Annotated in this window: 12 protein-coding genes; 5 read left to right on the top strand and 7 right to left on the bottom strand. The window is 41.6% G+C overall.

Annotation, left to right across the window (positions count from 1 at the left end; translation table 11 throughout):
- Positions 1-33: 33 nt before the first annotated feature.
- The 3 genes from BLQ57_RS16275 to BLQ57_RS16265 form a co-directional block, all read right to left on the bottom strand.
- On the bottom strand, positions 34-909 hold the full coding sequence (locus BLQ57_RS16275; RefSeq protein ID WP_087940635.1) for a carbohydrate kinase family protein: 876 nt from the start codon (positions 907-909) through the stop codon (positions 34-36).
- Entirely contained in the window at positions 899-2,245 is a 1,347-nt protein-coding gene (locus BLQ57_RS16270; RefSeq protein WP_087940636.1) for a sugar porter family MFS transporter, read from the bottom strand. Before BLQ57_RS16270 ends, BLQ57_RS16275 begins: the two co-directional genes overlap by 11 nt.
- An 81-nt stretch (positions 2,246-2,326) precedes the next feature.
- On the bottom strand, positions 2,327-3,619 hold the full coding sequence (locus tag BLQ57_RS16265) for an acetyl-CoA hydrolase/transferase family protein (protein WP_087940637.1): 1,293 nt from the start codon (positions 3,617-3,619) through the stop codon (positions 2,327-2,329).
- A gap of 521 nt (positions 3,620-4,140) precedes the next feature.
- Between BLQ57_RS16265 and BLQ57_RS16260 the strand changes: the two genes are divergently transcribed.
- The 5 genes from BLQ57_RS16260 (at position 4,141) to BLQ57_RS16240 (ending at position 12,122) form a co-directional block, all read left to right on the top strand.
- Positions 4,141-7,518 (top strand): methylmalonyl-CoA mutase family protein, encoded by a 3,378-nt coding sequence (locus tag BLQ57_RS16260; RefSeq protein WP_087940638.1) that lies wholly within the window; start codon positions 4,141-4,143, stop codon positions 7,516-7,518.
- Between the two features lie 67 nt (positions 7,519-7,585).
- The gene (locus tag BLQ57_RS16255; RefSeq protein WP_087940639.1) at positions 7,586-8,002 is read left to right on the top strand and encodes an OsmC family protein; all 417 of its coding nucleotides are present in this window, start codon (positions 7,586-7,588) and stop codon (positions 8,000-8,002) included.
- Positions 7,999-8,238 carry a hypothetical protein gene (locus BLQ57_RS16250; protein WP_087940640.1) on the top strand — a complete coding sequence of 80 codons (240 nt, stop codon included), beginning with the start codon at positions 7,999-8,001 and terminating at the stop codon, positions 8,236-8,238. Before BLQ57_RS16255 ends, BLQ57_RS16250 begins: the two co-directional genes overlap by 4 nt.
- Positions 8,239-8,259: 21 nt before the next feature.
- Positions 8,260-9,270: a cache domain-containing protein gene (locus tag BLQ57_RS16245; RefSeq protein ID WP_087940641.1), complete on the top strand. Its 1,011-nt coding sequence runs from the start codon at positions 8,260-8,262 to the stop codon at positions 9,268-9,270.
- The gene (locus BLQ57_RS16240; protein WP_087940642.1) at positions 9,267-12,122 is read left to right on the top strand and encodes a PAS domain-containing hybrid sensor histidine kinase/response regulator; all 2,856 of its coding nucleotides are present in this window, start codon (positions 9,267-9,269) and stop codon (positions 12,120-12,122) included. The genes BLQ57_RS16245 and BLQ57_RS16240 overlap by 4 nt, the downstream gene beginning before the upstream one ends.
- Positions 12,123-12,218: 96 nt before the next feature.
- Here BLQ57_RS16240 and BLQ57_RS16235 read toward each other — a convergent pair whose 3' ends face one another.
- The 4 genes from BLQ57_RS16235 to BLQ57_RS16220 form a co-directional block, all read right to left on the bottom strand.
- Positions 12,219-12,740, bottom strand: coding sequence for a hypothetical protein (locus tag BLQ57_RS16235; RefSeq protein WP_087940643.1), 522 nt, complete (start codon positions 12,738-12,740; stop codon positions 12,219-12,221).
- Positions 12,741-13,001: 261 nt separating this feature from the next.
- Positions 13,002-14,294, bottom strand: a complete 1,293-nt coding sequence (locus BLQ57_RS16230) for a serine hydrolase domain-containing protein (protein WP_175444678.1) — start codon at positions 14,292-14,294, stop codon at positions 13,002-13,004.
- 335 nt (positions 14,295-14,629) lie between these two features.
- The gene (locus BLQ57_RS16225) at positions 14,630-15,673 is read right to left on the bottom strand and encodes a serine hydrolase domain-containing protein (protein WP_087940645.1); all 1,044 of its coding nucleotides are present in this window, start codon (positions 15,671-15,673) and stop codon (positions 14,630-14,632) included.
- Positions 15,674-15,856: 183 nt separating this feature from the next.
- Positions 15,857-16,270, bottom strand: coding sequence for a hypothetical protein (locus BLQ57_RS16220; protein ID WP_087940646.1), 414 nt, complete (start codon positions 16,268-16,270; stop codon positions 15,857-15,859).
- Positions 16,271-16,710 lie beyond the last annotated feature (440 nt).

Raw genomic sequence — 16,710 nt, 5'->3', positions numbered from 1 at the left:
AGATTACCTCTTCTTCAATCCTATTTAGGTGGTTTAGTTGATTTTGGAAAGATCCTCTAGTTGGTAGCGTGGAGTTCCACCCTTTTGCGTCGCTACGAAGGCTCCTAGTTTACAGGAAAAATCAAGTACTTCGGCTATGCTTTGACCATCCAGGTAGGTTTTGACAAAGCCGCTCAAAAAAGCGTCCCCGGCGCCTATACTGTCTTCTACTTGGATTTTGTAGCCCGGATGATTGATGATTTTACCCTTTTGATAAATCATAGCACCCTTGGAACCTAAAGTGATGCAAATCAGGTCTACTGGAAAATGAGTATCCAAAAACTGACATAAACTCAAAGGATCCGCTTTGGTATTGAAGTAATCGCCAAAAGCCTCAAGTTCATCTTCATTGATCTTGAGCACATCGGTATAGGCCAAAAGGGTCTCTATCACCTCAAAATCATAAAAAGGAGGACGCAAATTAGCATCGAAAACCCGGAACTCGGCTTCATGCAGCAGTGCGAGTAGACTTTTTAAACTATGTGTATTTCTTACTGAAAGTGTCCCAAACACAAAAGCGTCAGAGGAGCGTACCGCTTCTTTGTTTTCCGGAGTCAGATCGATATAATCCCAAGCTACGGGCGAAAGTATGGTGTATTTAATATTTTCTGGGTCTGTCTTATCGACCAAAACTCGGGAGGTCTCCTGTTCTGATTTGAGCTGTATCAGGGCATCTGAAGCCCCGTACTGCTTGTAGAATTGAATTAGTTTTTCGCCGCGTTCATCGGTTCCCACGGCCGAGATCAATTGGGTGTTTTTACCTAATTGATGCAGGTGAAGGGCGACATTCATCGGCGCTCCTCCCGGTACATCTCCGCTTGGGAGACAGTCCCAGAGCATTTCTCCAAATACGATTACCTTATGCGACATAATTTTTGTGTAAGTCTTTTTGAATTTCTTCTAGGGAGCGACCTTTAGTTTCTGGCATTTTATATCGAACCCAGATCAATTGTCCCACCATCATCACAGCGAAGAAGCTGAAAATATATCCTGGACCAAATTGAGTGGCAAAGAAAGGGAAAACATTGGCAATCAGTGCTGCCATGATCCAGTGTGTAAAAGATCCCAAGGATTGTCCGTAAGCGCGAAGCTCATTGGGAAACATCTCCGAAATAAATACCCAAATGACTGAGCCTTGCCCCACGGCATGGGATACGATGAATCCAAATACAAAAATCGGCAACCAGAAAGATGGAATACCGGGCCCCAGAAAGTTAAAAGCCATCAGTGATAGGGAAATGATGTAGCCAAATGAGCCGATATACATCAATTTTTTTCTACCCAAGCGATCGATCAAATACAAACCCATAAAAGTCCCCAGAAGATTGACTATTCCGATTCCAATGGTGGATATCAATGCGTTTTCTGTGGAAATTCCCGCCATTTCAAATACTCTTGGGGCAAAGTAAATTATGGCATTAATTCCTGATACTTGATTGAAAAAGGCAATCATAATGGCTAAAAGGGTGCTAGAAGCATATTTGCTACTAAATAAAGCAGCAAAGCTTCCTTTTGCTTTTTGAAGTTTTTCTTCAGCTATGGCCAATCGAATTGATTCATCCACGCCCTCGGGATCGGTTCGGGTCAATATAGCCCGAGCTTTTACTTGATCATTAAATTTAGAAATTAGCCATCTTGGGCTTTCAGGAATTCTAAAAATCAAGGCACTGTAGATCAAGGCGGGGATACCCTCTACCGCCAGCATCCATCTCCAGTCCTCGGGCAATCCGGCTGTTCCGATAAGGTAATTGGAGATGTAAGCGATTACTATCCCGAAGACGATGTTAAATTGATAGAGCGCAACTAGCAAGCCACGGTTTTTGGCAGGAGCTATTTCTGAAATATACATAGGAGCCACCACCGATGAAGCGCCAACTCCTAGTCCACCAATAAATCGGAACAAGGTGAAGGAAGTTACGTCCCAAGCTGCTGCCGAACCTGTAGCAGAGATGAAATAGAGTAGTCCAATCCAAAGTAAACTTTGCTTTCGCCCAAATCGATCGGCGGGAATTCCACCGAAAAGTGCACCAATCACTGTACCATACAAGGCGGAGGCGATAGCCAATCCATGCATCCAGTCACTGAGTAGCCAAACCTCTTGAATAGCCCGCTCTGCTCCAGATATTACAGCTGTGTCAAAACCAAACAAAAAGCCACCAAGTGCAGCAGTGATGGAAATGAAAAAGACATATTTTTTTGAAGCCATGAGCAAATGAGGGTTGGAAGATTTTGCTAAACTAAGCAGAAGCCAATTATTTCAAAACTACTCCAGTAAAAAACCATTCTATCATCGGAAAGGGTACACAAAGCTTCCAAAGCGATCTATGATGGATTGTTCTAGCATTTCTTTATGATCAGGATGGGCTATTCTCATCAGTTCATAGGCTCTCTGACGCAGGTTTTTTCCATAAAGGTTAGCTATTCCATATTCAGTGACCACGTAGTGCACATGCGCTCGAGTGGTGACGACACCTGCACCTTCTTGGAGAAAAGGGACGATTTTAGACTTTCCTTTTTTGGTGCAGGCAGTTAAGGCCATGATAGGTTTTCCGCCCACAGATAGAGAAGCTCCTCTCATAAAGTCCATTTGCCCACCTACTCCGGAATAGTGATAACTTCCTATAGAATCCGCGCACACTTGACCTGTAAGATCGAGCTCCACGCAGGAATTGATAGAGACTACTTTGGGATTTTTCCGAATGACAGCAGTGTCATTAACATAGGCAGCCTCATGAAAGGAAAACTCGGGATTGTCGTGGATCTCTCGATAGAGTTCGGCAGATCCAGTGGTAAAAGCAGAGACCACTTTACCGGGATGTTTTTTCTTAAATGCATTAGTAACCGCGCCCGATTTCATCAGGTCCAATATACCATTGGAAAACATCTCGGTATGAATGCCCAAATCCTTGTGATGGTGTAGGGAATTGAGTACCGCATCAGGTATAGCCCCAATTCCCATTTGCAAGGTAGATCGGTCCTCTATCAAGGAAGCGATGTGCTGACCGATTTGCTTTTCTTTTTCAGTGATTTTTTTACTGTAATCAACTTCTGGCAGAGGCTCATCTACATATATCGCGGCAGAAAATTTTGAAATATGAATATGCCCATCTCCATGCGTTCTAGGCATCTGTTTATTCACCTGTGCCACAATAAATCGGGCCGTTTCCACTGCAGGTTTGGCAATATCCACGGAAGTGCCTAAAGAGCAGAATCCATGAGCGTCAGGTTCGGATACATGAATAAATGCCACGTCGATCCCCAAAATTCTATTTCTAAAGAGGTGTCCAATTTCACTTAAGAAAATGGGAACATATCCTCCTTGGTCTGTATTGACTGCTTTTCTGATATTCTCGGAGACAAAAAGAGAGTTCATAAAAAAACTGTCTCTGCACTCAGGCTCCACTAAAGGCATGGGGCCTAAGGTGCTGATGGCTACCAATTCTACATTTTTCAATTCGTTTTTCCTTTTGGCCAAAGCCTGAATCAATGTAGTGGGGGTGGCTGCACTGCCATGAATAAAAACACGCTGATGGCTTTGAACAATTTTAACGGCCTCGTCGGCATGGGTATAGGCTAACATCTTGCTTGGGTTTATCTATGAAAAGGAATAAAGTTCAATATCTTAATTTTTTGGGATGATTATCTCCTCTGTTGCATCTGTTCTTTTAAAATAGGGGTTAGATGATAAGTCTGAGTTCTTATCACTCATAAATGATTGATCCAATATTACTTTTAATAATTAGTCAAAAGTCAATCTGGTATACTTGATCCGCAGGATTTGACCGCTTTCACGGAAGTGTAATTTTTTATCAATGTGAGTGGAGAGCCATGGATTAGAATCAAAACACCAATATTCGGGCATTAATCAATTTGCCTTTGATTCTTTAGCTTACAATCAATATTTCGATTAATCCTAATTTTTGCTAGGTGGAAGATTTTACTTTCGGTTTTGTAAACAATACCAGCCAAATATTATTTTGTTTTTGCAAGGAATTTGAAGCTTCGCCTTTCTAATATTTCTTATATTCGCAGGCTGATGAGGGCGATTTTGGCTATAATTTCCTGCCCTCTATTGATTAATAAAGATATAAACCCAACCATATGACTACCCAAGTCGAAATTTACAAACCCAAAAATCACATTCGTATCGTCACAGCGGCCTCGCTCTTTGATGGGCATGATGCGGCGATCAACATCATGCGCCGTATCATCCAATCTACTGGTTGTGAGGTGATTCATTTAGGACACAATCGCTCCGTGCAGGAGATTGTGGATTGTGCGATTCAAGAAGACGTGCAGGCAATAGCCATTACTTCCTATCAAGGAGGGCATGTCGAGTTTTTCAAATACATGTTTGACCTACTTCAGGAAAAAGGAGCAGGTCATATCAAGATTTTTGGAGGAGGAGGAGGAACTATCCTTCCGGAAGAAATCAAGGAACTGCATGCCTATGGAATTACTAGAATCTACGCTCCGGATGATGGGCGCTCGATGGGACTGCAGGGAATGATCAATGACCTGGTCTCAAGCTGTGATTTTCCTATTGGAGACCAACTTAGCGAAGTAGAAGATTTTTCAAAGGATCAAATTCCTCAAGTGGCGAGAATGATTTCTGCTTTTGAGAACTTCCCGGAAAATGCTAAAAACGTATTGGAAAGCGTTAGGGAGAAAAGTAAAAACGCTAAGATCCCTGTGTTGGGGATTACGGGAACAGGAGGAGCGGGGAAGTCCTCCTTGGTAGACGAATTGGTGAGGAGATTTGTGATGGATTTTGAGGACAAGAGTCTGGCTATCATCTCTGTGGATCCATCCAAGAGGAAGACTGGAGGAGCACTTTTAGGAGATAGAATCCGGATGAACTCCATTCATCACCCCCGCGTATTTATGCGTTCGCTTGCGACAAGACAGTCTAACTTGGCCCTTTCCCGCTATGTACAAGATGCTGTGGATACGGTCAAAGCAGCTGGATTTGATATGGTAATCTTGGAAACCTCGGGAATCGGGCAATCCGACACTGAAATCATTGAGCATTCTGACCTTTCGCTCTATGTGATGACACCGGAATACGGAGCAGCTTCTCAATTGGAGAAAATCGATATGCTTGATTTTGCGGATGTAATCGCCCTGAATAAATTTGATAAACGAGGGGCTTTGGATGCTATCCGGGACGTCAAAAAGCAATACAAGCGAAATCATAACTTATGGGAGACCAAGGATGAGGATATTCCCGTTTTTGGCACTATCGCTTCCCAGTTTAATGATCCCGGTATGAATGAGCTTTACCGAGCGATCATCGGTAAGGTAAATGAGAAATTTGGAGACTGGGAAAGCACCTCTGAGCTCACGGCAGGTAATTCAGAAAAGATTTACATCATTCCTCCTGCCCGAACCCGCTACCTGAGTGAGATTTCGGAAAATAACAGAAACTATGATCAATGGGTGGAGGATCAGAAAGAAATTGCGCAGCAACTCTACAGCATCCAAAAATCCATCGAAACCATCAAGTCTACCTCTATCGAGGACAAGGATAGACTGGTAAAGGAACTCGAGGAAGTCTACGCTCAAGTAGAGCTCAATCTGGATCCTAAAAACAAAAAGTGGCTGGAAGACTGGCCTGAAGAAGCCGCTAGATACAGGGAGGAATATTACATTTTTAAAGTCCGAGATAAAGAAATCAAGGTAAAAACTCATCACCGATCCTTGTCAGATTCCAAGATTCCGAAAGTGGCACTTCCCAAATATGAAGCTTGGGGTGAACTGTTGAAATGGGGACTGAGAGAAAATGTACCGGGTAAATTCCCCTATACGGCAGGGGTTTTTCCTTTCAAACGAGAAGGAGAGGATCCTACGCGGATGTTTGCCGGAGAAGGTGGTCCCGAGCGAACGAACAAGCGTTTTCATTACGTCTCCCGCGACATGCCTGCCAAGCGTCTATCCACTGCTTTTGACTCGGTGACTCTTTATGGTGAGGATCCGGATTACCGTCCTGATATCTATGGCAAAATCGGAAACTCAGGTGTGAATGTTTGCTGCTTGGATGATGCCAAAAAACTCTATTCGGGTTTCAATCTTGTCAATCCAATGACCTCAGTCTCCATGACCATCAATGGCCCTGCGGCTACGATGACTGCCTTTTTTATGAATGCGGCGATTGATCAGCAGTGTGAGGTGTATATTAAGGAAAACGGGTTGGAAGAAGAAGTCAATCAAAAAATTGAAGCGATCTATCAGCAGAAGGGAATGGAGCGGCCTCGCTACAATGCCGAAATCCCCGAGGGACATGATGGTTTGGGATTGATGCTCTTGGGAGTGTCGGGAGATCAGGTTTTGCCGAAGGATATCTATGAAAAGATCAAGGCGGATACCATCTCCAAAGTAAGAGGAACCGTACAGGCAGATATTTTGAAGGAAGATCAGGCACAAAATACTTGTATTTTTTCCACGGAATTTTCACTTCGCTTGATGGGGGATGTGCAGCAGTATTTTATTGATCAAAAGGTCAGAAACTTCTATTCCGTATCCATTTCAGGCTACCATATCGCTGAGGCGGGTGCCAACCCGATTACTCAGTTGGCTCTGACCCTTTCCAATGGATTCACCTATGTGGAATACTACGTGTCGCGTGGAATGAATGTCAACGATTTTGCACCCAATTTATCCTTCTTTTTCTCCAATGGAATCGATCCTGAATATGCCGTCATCGGTAGGGTAGCACGTAGAATTTGGGCCAAAGCGATGAAGCTTAAATACGGCGCCAATGAGCGTTCTCAGATGCTCAAATACCATATTCAGACATCGGGAAGATCCTTGCATGCTCAGGAAATCGATTTTAATGATATCAGGACAACCCTTCAGGCACTTTATGCGATTTATGACAATTGCAATTCCCTGCATACCAATGCCTACGATGAAGCAATCACTACGCCTACTGAGGCATCAGTTCGGAGGGCAATGGCGATTCAGTTAATTATCAATAAGGAGTTAGGCTTGGCTAAGAATGAAAACCCGCTGCAGGGAGCATTTATTATCGAGGAGTTGACCGACTTGGTAGAAGAAGCCGTGTATTTAGAGTTTGACCGAATCACAGAACGTGGAGGCGTCCTAGGTGCTATGGAGACTATGTATCAGCGTGGAAAGATTCAGGAGGAAAGCATGCATTACGAAATGCTCAAGCATACCGGTGAATATCCGATCATAGGGGTGAACACCTTCCTCTCGAGTGAAGGCTCACCGACAGTGACTCCGGGTGAGGTGATTCGTGCTACTCAAGAAGAAAAAGAAGCGCAAATCGAAACCCTCAAAAAGCTTCGTGAAGCTTATGCAGGAAAAGAAGAGGAACAATTATTGGCTTTGAAAAAAGCGGCGGTTGCCAATGAAAATGTCTTTGAGCGGCTGATGGAAGCAGCAAAATATTGCTCATTGGGTCAGATCACCCGCTCCTTGTATGAGGTGGGGGGACAATACAGAAGAAATATGTAAATAAAATTTTAAACAGCTGATTGTTAATTGGTAATATGACGCTGTCTAAAGTATAAAATAGCTAAACATGTCAAAGAGAAATGTAAGAGTCCAAATGAAAGCGGACTATGAATACGAAGCAGTCAATCAGCAGGGAAATGTCGTGCAACTGGATATGTATGACGCTCCGGCAAAGCGTGCCCAATCTCCTATGGATTTACTCTTGTCCGCTTTGGGGGGCTGTGCCTCTGTGGATGCGGTATTGATGATGAAGAAAAAGCGCAAGGAAGTGCTGGATTTCTATGTAGAAGTAGAGGGCGATAGAAATGAGGGAGTGCCGGCCTTTTATACGGATATTCACCTCAACTTCGTGTTGGTTTCGCCAAATGCTACTGAGGAAGAATTTTCAAAAGTAGTGGCCCTCTCTGTGGACAAATACTGCTCGGTAGCATCTTCTTTGAAGTCCAGAATTACTTATTCCTCAGAGGTTAAAAAATCGCTATGAGAGTAGTCAAAGAATTGGTTCAGGAGGATGTACGCGTAAGTATATTCTCCTGGAACAATAAATATATCCTCAAATTTGAGTTGGGTCCGATGGAGCAAACTTTCAAGCTCAGCGAAATGGATGTCTTGGAGGAGTCAGAGTTGGATGAATTCCTCCAAGGAGATTTTTTTGAAAAGGTTTGCCTGAGATTTGAAGAAATGGGCAAATCATTTCGTGAGCAATTGGAAAATTTATAATTTCAGAAAATCTCTGATTCCATGCGACTTCGATTTTCTATCTTTTTACTACCTATTTTTCTACTGACTGCTTGTGAGCAATCCAAGACTTATAAAATACGGGAGCAGCAGATTACCATGGAAGGTGTAGTCTATAAGATAGAAGACGAGCTCAAGCTCCTCGCAGATGAAATAAGAGAGCTTGCCAAATTCAATGAATTTTTGCTGGAAAAGCAAGATAGCTTGAAGCCCTATCAGGATCCTGATCGCTATCAGATTACTGGTTTTTTTGCTTCGGAGCCCCTAGATTCAGCTTCCGATAAGAGTTCTGTTATCTTATTGAATACCAGTGATAATAGAGCAGCAGCACTCAATGAAATTCTAGTCACCAATGGTTTGGATTCTGCTTTTACGAAGCTTTATGAAAAATACGATTTAATCGAACAGATTTACAGTAACTCCAAACATCAGCTTTCTCGTGTTTATCCGGCCTACGATGTGATGAATATCGTAGATCCAAACCTAGATGTCACCCAATTCAATTTTTATTATCAAGCGGATGAAATTAATAACCCAAGCAAGGGGCCGGTTTGGATACCTGACCCTTATGTAGACCCGGCAGGTAGGGGATGGATTTTGTCTTTGGTTCATCCCGTTTATCACGAAGGAGAGCTTTATTCTGTATTGGGTATTGATCTGACAGTTAATAATATTATTCAGGGATTTTTGGATCAAGAAAAGGGAGATTACATCATTGTCAATAAGCAGGGAGATATTGTAGCGGGTAAAGCTGCTGCCATCGAGGCACTGAGTATGCCTCCCTTACGAAATCATGTGTACTTGGAAACCATAAACTCGGATAATTTTCGGATTTCTGATTACAATCTCTACAATAGCAAAAGTCGGGAAGTCCGAAAGATGGGACAGACGCTATTGATGGCCCAAGAGGGACACTTTCTTTTTAAGGAAGAGTCCTATCTCAAAGACGCGGTCTGTTGGCCATTTTTATCCATAGAATGGTTCCTTATTCGGATCAATGACAATAATCAATGAGTAAAAAGGGCAAATGGCACTCTAATTTTTGGTTTACGCTGACGGCGGGAACACTGCTTGTGGTATTGGTAGTCGTGTTGGGGCTCAGCTTTTTTGATGCGATTTTTGAAGCACAAATTAATTCTAGAAAGGAGTTTCTTTACAAGCAGACCGAGTTGGCCGCTCAAAGCTTGGAGATTGATATCCGGCGTTTTGAGGATGAGGCCAAGGGGCTGATCAGCTATTTGGAGGACCCTTTTCACGAATTGGATGATTACGATGAAGAGCTCACCTCAGCAGCCCGTCGTTTTTTTAACGCTTATCCCGGTTTGATTGATACCGCTTGGGTAGATATGCAGGATTCGGTTTTGATATTTACCTTGACCGATAGAAATAATTTTATCCGAAGCCGCTCAAAGGAAAAGTTCCCTAGCACTAATCCCAGACCCTATACCTACAATGTGATCGGTAAAAAAGGCTTTAGGATAAGCTATTCACTTGATTTGATAGCATTCTCTAAGGAAAAAGTAACCAACTATTACCTCAACCCGGGCGGGGCCAAGTACATGTTTCTCAATGATGACTTGGTAGACCTCAGTCCGAATGGTACCTCTAATCTGACCCTAAGCTCACAAAACCTAGCTCCTGTGCTCAATGATGTTTCGATGGGCTTGAAAGGGTTGTATGAGATGAATTGGGAAAAAGACAGAGAGCTAGTATCGGGGATTTTGGCCCAATACCCTTTCAGCTTTGGATTGACATCCAAAAATGGATCCCTAGTTTTTCTGGTACCTGTGGAGGGTCTTCGCTCAGGGATTTATGGTACCTATCTGTTGTTGTTTTTGGGTTTTGTAATTCTACTCATGTTCACCATTGGATTTTTCATTGTTTCTATCAAAAACAACCTGGAAGCCGATCGGATCAAAGAAGAAAATATCAGGGAGATTTCAACACTTTTTGAGCAGCAAAATCTCTTGCTTCAGGAGCTTCGCGGCTTTGTGTTTTTCCATGATGCCAAAGGGGAAATCACCAGAGTCAGTGATGAGGTGGAAGAAATATTAGGCTATCCAAAATCCTATTTCATCCAAGCTTTCAGCAGAGAGTTGGAGCATGAGGATGTAGATTTGGTGCAGGCAAATGTCAAAAAAGCAGTCACAGAAGGTAAGGAGGTGATTGATTTGGAGTACGATTATACTCATCCCAACGGCAGGGAGGCTAGGTTGCGAGTTTTTGAAAAGTTGATCTACAGTGAATCTGGAGAATTTGTAGGTGGGATGGGGATTTGTACCGACATCACTTCTCGGTATCAGGCCAACCTGAAAGTAATAGAGAGTGAAAATAGACTCAGAACCCTGATTGATAATATTCCTGATATCATCTTCATTTATAACAATGAGGGCTTGGTGGAGGATTTTCATATGCAAGAGAAGGGAAATGTATATGAGGCTTCTCAGTATACCTTGGGCAAAAAACTGGAAGAATTTGTTCCTCATGGCCAAGTGGATAAAGTAAAGCAGGCATTTGTTGAGGCGAGGAAATCCGGTCAAATGCAATCCATCGATGTGAAATGGGAATCTGATCAAGGAGAGCGCCATTTTGAGATGCGTTTCTTTGCCTTGGATACAAAGCGAATGATGTCCATATCCAAGGACATCACCGGTCAGAAAATATGGGAAAGAGGACTGGTAGATGCGATGAAGGCTGCCGACCAAGCCAGTCGGGCCAAATCGGAATTTTTAGCCAATATGAGCCATGAGATCCGTACTCCGATGAATGGACTATTGGGTATTATTGATCTACTGGAGCATACAGAATTGAATAAAATTCAAAAACAGTATGTAGATATTGTTAAAAATTCAGGAAACACCCTCTTAGCCATCATTAAGGATATCTTGGATTATTCGAAAATAGAGGCGGGTAAGGTTGAAATTCAAACTGAAAATTTTGATCCTATTGATGAATTAGAAAAGCAGGCCCAATTACTCTCTGGACTGGCCAAAAAGAAAAAAATACATTTTTCTCTTGAAAAACAAGCTCATGAACCGCTCATTTTGTCAGCGGATAAGGTAAAGCTGAATCAAATTTTCCTCAATCTCTTGGGTAATGCCATTAAATTCACGCCTGAGGGTGGACGGGTTGCAGTGACTTTGGGGCTCGAGCCTATCAGTGATAAGCTCTATTATTTGAAATGTAAAGTGAGCGATTCGGGTATAGGGATTTCCAAGGAGCACTTGGAGCATCTTACCGATCCCTTTTATCAGATTGATAGCTCCAGTACGCGAACCTATCAGGGAACAGGTCTGGGCTTGGCCATTGCCAAGAAGCTGATCGAACTGATGGGCGGGGAGCTGCATGTAGAGAGCGAAATAGGGAAGGGCTCCCAGTTTGAATTTGAGATCATCGTCAAAAAAGTATCTGAAGAGGAACAAGAAACAGAATTAAAAGGCCCTGTAAGTTGGCGAGAGGTTCGGGAAAAAGGGATAGATATTCCTTTTAAGATTTTGGTTACGGAGGACAATGACCTCAATCTGCAACTGCTGGAATTGATGCTAGAGCAATTGGGATTTGAGTATAAAATCGCTAAAAATGGCTTGGAGGCGATTGAAAAAGTGAAAGAGGAGCATTTTGACCTGGTGCTGATGGATGTGCAGATGCCACTGATGAACGGACTGGAGGCTAGTCGGGAAATCCGACTGCTTCCCGGAATGGAGCAGCTGATTATCATCGGACTATCCGCCAATGTCTTTGATGACGATAAGATTTTGGCGATCGAAGCCGGCATGAATGACTATTTGACCAAACCCATCCGCTTGGCCGTATTGGCAGAAAAGCTGGATTATTACCTGCAGAAGGCAATCGAGAAAAATCGTTAAGAGTGGGTTTTACTTGCCTTTTAGCGATAAAAAGAAAAGCTTTCTTCGAACAGGGTCAAAGAAAGCCTAACTATTTTAGTATCACAAAATTTGCTCTTATTGGTTGAGCAGCATGGATTTTTCTCTTTGATAATCTAGCTCAATTTGATGAATTTGAAATTCATAACTCTTTTCTAAGGCAGAGATTTTGTTTTCTAGTGATTGGGTTAGTGAATTGATTTTTTGATCGTATTCAGCTTCTACTTGTGAGGTTAGATATTCATACTTCGTTTCGAGGTCTTCCATCTTTTTCTCAAAGTGCTTTTGTCTCAAATACATGTTAATTGGATTGCTTTGGGCTGTTGCTTTGAGTTCATAATACTCTTTTTCACCTTCTAATTTAAGGGTATTAATTTTCTCTTTTCCCTCATTAATTAACTGGTTCAAAGCGTCCTGGCTTTGAGCTTTGGCAGTAGAAAGCTCATGTGTGGCTTTTAGCTTCACTGACTCTATTTCGTATTGTGTTTCTATTTTTAGTTTTTCTATTTTCCTTTCTAATTCAATAGAATTGCTTTTTTGTGCAAAAAGCGTCAAGGAGGACCCCAAAATAAAGACAATTGTAAAGAGGGTAATTTTCATAATAGATTTCGTTTCCATTTTCATAAAATATTATTTTTTAAACTGTTTTATAATCAATGAACAAAGCTTCTTCATTGCCCTTCATATTTTCTGACTTTCCTTTTGGTGAGATTGTGTCTAGGCCGTGTTCCTATACTATTCAAACATACCTTCAAGTATAGTTTTTTTTTGCATTTGTCAAAGAAAGAATAGGTTTTTCATTATTATTTCTACCTAGCTCGAGCTAGTTCCCTTTAGTCTTATCTCCGCTAGCATTCGCTCTTATTTGCTCTTGATCCATTCCGTTGATTCTCCTTGCGTTAATTTGCATTTGGTGACTTTTCCCGCATCATCGACTAGGAACTCAATACTTGCTTTTGGTTTTACTACATCGACGATAAAAGTAGAATTGCTAAGAGCTGTTAATTTAGAACTCCATTTACCTTTTTCTGATAGGTAGAGCTCACCCTTTTTTAAACTCACTTTGACTTCTCTTTTAGCTAAAGAATAGGTACCCGTAAATTGATTTAAGTCTTCTTTATTGATCGCTAGGTCAGGAGAGGTGACCGTCTTTTCAAATCCCTCCCAATTATAGACCAACGCGACACTTCTTATGATTTCCTCAATGATTTCTGTATTTGGGCCATTAACCATAATGACTACCCCATTTCCATTTTCTGCACTGAAGAAAAGCTTTCCTCTAAACCCTTTATTGGAGCCTGAATGCTGTAAATACAATACGCCATTCACTTCTTCTGTAAATATCCCCAGCGCAGCGTTGCTATTTTCTAGTGTGGGAGTAATTAGCTTTTCGCTAGACTGTTGGGAAAGAATCTTGCCAGGCTTGTCATTTAAGCTCGCCTGAATAGCCAGTATAAGTTTTGCCAAATCTGTGGGAGTAGTCCATAAACCGGCTGCAGCTGACTCAGGATAGCTGTTATAATCATTTTTGAGCCTTTTTCCATTTGACGAATGTCCAAATGCTAAATCCACGGGGTACTTATCTAGCTCTATTGAGTAAAAAGAATTAGTCATACTCAAGAAAGAGAGAATCGTGGAAGTCAAAAAATCCTCGTAGGATGAATTTGTGATATCCATGAGAATTAGCTGCGAAAGGGTAGTCCCTCCACCTGAATACCTAAATTCTTTATTTGGATGCTGAATTGGAACTACCTTTTCGGAGTTAGCAGGGCTTGATCCTTCTAAAATTTGTATAAGGCTAGGAAGATTATCTGAATCTTTATATCCCCCAAATCCATGAGTTGATAGCCCTGCAGTATGACTTAGTAGTTGGTTAATGGTGATTGCTTTGGCTTCACCATTTTTTGGGTGGGGTAAACTCCAAGAGGTTAAGTACTGCTCGATGCTTTCATCCAAATTTATTTTTTCTAATTCCTTTAATTTCATCCATGCCACTGCATTGACAAACTTGCTCATGGAAGCGGCTTGAAAAGCAGTCTGCTCACTTACTCTTTGGGACTCTTTGTTGCCAGTATTGCCGTATCCTTTTGCCCAATCAATTTTATAATTATGGATTACGGCAATGCTAAGACCGGGAATTGTATACTTATCCATCTGTTTTTCAAGATTCCACAGGGGATCTCCTGCATTGAGAACCAATGGACTCAGACTGTTCTCAACGCTTATGATTCTTTGCTGTAGCGCATCAGCTGAAGGTCTGTCTGTAGATTGCGAAAAGCAAATAAAACCGAACTGGCTAATGAAAAATAGGGATAGAAGTAATTTTTTTAAATTCATGGAAAAAAGGTTACTCTCTTTACGCAATTTGAGCAGAACTCGTTATGAGAAATTTTCTGGACTATTCAGGAATTGCCAAATAGTAAGGCTTTCAGAAAATTAGGCTAGGAGTTAATGGTAAAATTCCAGCTTTGATGACGGGGATTAGTCGATCAAAGCTGGCTTTTTTCTTTCAGTATTTTTACAATTCGGTTGTACATTATTTCTGACATAGTCCAATTATAGCCATCAAAGTCTACCGTGTTGGTAAATTGGATCACGACAACATCTATGTCCTTGTGATATTTGGCAATGGTTTGGTATCCAGGTATCAAGCCCGTGTGCTCATACTTGTAAATAGAGGAATAGATTTCCTGCTCTTTTTTGTCTTTGAATACAGTGCCATCATTTAGAGCCCGAATAAATTTACCCAAATCTTCCGCCGTGGCTAAAATGGAATCATTATTATCCGTTTTTAAATCCGTATCATAGCCCACATAATATCCGCTCATCACATCATCGATGTTCACATCTTGAATAGAACCAAAAGTGTTACTTAGATTCAATGGGCTTAATATTTCCTCTTGGATGTATTGAAATTCACTATATCCAAGCACCCGGTTCATGATCTTTCCAAGCAATAGGTAATTGGTGTTGGAATACTCGTAATCCTCGCCGGGTTTAAAGTTTGCAGGCTGATCTAAAACCAAAGCCAATTGTTCGTCCACATTATCTTTGGGAGCAAGCCAATACATGTAGGTATCGGTGAAGTTTGGAATACCACTTCTATGTGTAACCAACATTTGCAAAGTGATTTGATCGGCATATTCTATGCTTCCATTCAATTCGGGTAAATAGTCTGAAAGTTTTTTATCCAAGGATAATTTACCGTCCCGCAGCAATTTTGCAATTGCTACCGCCTGATACAACTTGCCTACGCTGGCTATTTTGAATAATGCATTGGGGTCAGCCGGAGTTTTGTTTGCTCTGTTTTTGTAGCCTGAAGAATAAAACTCGGACTTATTTCCTGATCTATTTACACCTACAACAATTCCATCAAAGCCATAATCTTCCGCTTTATTCACTTGATCCTGAACGCTACTTGGAACTGCTTTTATCCAAGCATTTACAATAGGCCAAGGAACAAAATATAAGGAGATCAATGTCCCCAAGAGCAAAAAAACTCTAATTGTTCGCTTTGATTTAATTTTAGTCATTCTATTTTTTCCCTCAGGCAGATTTCAATTTAGGAAAAATAATTTGTGTAAATGGCTTGAAACGATCTTCGAACCGAAATACTTCCTTCCGAAAGTAATCATCATTTGCTTTCAGGATTCAGGTTTTTGCAGCAAGCTATCTTGGCGGTTGGATAGCTTACTTACTCGATTTATATCAAGGTGCTATTTTATATTCCCTATTTCCTTTGTCCGAATCAAGAATAACATAGCAAATCCAAAAATCAAGGGTAATATTCCATAACTCTCCGCGTGCTCAGTACGAATGACTTTCCTTAGGGATACTGCCAAGTGGCCTGCTAATCCAATTCCTAGCAGTCCTAAAAATGTCATTATAAAGATTTTTAGCGTGTTGTAGGTCTTTGCCAGTATTTTCAGCCCATAGGTGAGTAGATAAACTGCAGACAAAGCACCTAAAAGAAATAGGAAAAGGTGAAAATGATCTATGAGATAATAGGTGTCGTACATTTGGATGTCAAGGCTTCTATCCCCTGCAAAACGAGTTAGCAAGCCAAAGGAAATTATGAGTATTGCCAAAAGAAAAATTAACCATCTTATTTCAATCTGCTTTTCTGTCATTTAATTGGATTTAACGTTTTGCAGATTTGCGATGGGCGGGTGTTTTACCACAAATGTTCATTCGGAGAACTGAACTTTCGGCTACCACAAAACTGTCTGCGGAGAACGAAACCCTGCCTATTGCAAATGTGCTGTGTGTGCCCAGCATGGGCATCTGGTATCGAAGATATCAAATTATTCCAGAGGGTGAAAGTCCCTTATGTGCGGGGGTAACGCCTCGAAGCATTAGCAAGTCGCAAGGTGGTTTGTCGTGAGACATGCACTGAAGGAAGCGAGACTGCAAACCTTGGTTCCAACGAACAGGAACTGGATACGGAGGCTATTTAAGACGGATAAGGTAGCACATCATACTGACGTCCAAAGGTTGGTTAACCAACAAGTGCTTGGATAGTAGATCCAGTGGATATTGAGGGAAGGAATATGCTCTTACCTGGGGAGAT

The organism is Algoriphagus faecimaris, assembly GCF_900101705.1.
Lineage (GTDB): Bacteria > Bacteroidota > Bacteroidia > Cytophagales > Cyclobacteriaceae > Algoriphagus > Algoriphagus faecimaris.
The sequence above is the reverse complement of the archived record's forward strand: the minus strand, read 5'-3'. Positions and strand labels throughout refer to the sequence as shown.